The organism is Aeromonas crassostreae (assembly GCF_054052445.1).
In genome coordinates this window covers 1-249 of sequence record NZ_JBSTYM010000083.1, presented here as the reverse complement: position 1 = coordinate 249, position 249 = coordinate 1, and the positions used below count along the sequence as shown (strand labels likewise).

Annotated in this window: 1 protein-coding gene; it reads left to right on the top strand. The window is 69.5% G+C overall.

Features of this window, described 5'->3' with window-relative positions:
• Positions 1–249: hypothetical protein (locus ACW5W4_RS18985; RefSeq protein ID WP_456690425.1), on the top strand; the 249-nt coding region annotated here is incomplete at both ends.

The following is a 249-nucleotide window of genomic DNA, read 5'->3' as shown; positions in this document are numbered from 1 at the left end:
CGGGCGAGGCCCAGGCCGGTGACACCCTCAAGGTGAGCGGCCAGGCCGACCGCCTGTTGAGCGATGCCGATATCCTTGCTGGCAAGGTGGGTTACGAGTTTGACCGTCCGGCCGATGGTGCGGCGCTGACCGTAACCGCCACCCTGGTGGACGCGGCGGGCAACGTCTCGCCGGAAGGCAGCGACAGCGCCATCATGGGCGACACCACCGCCACCGCGGCGCCGACCGTGGTCATCACCGAAGACAGCG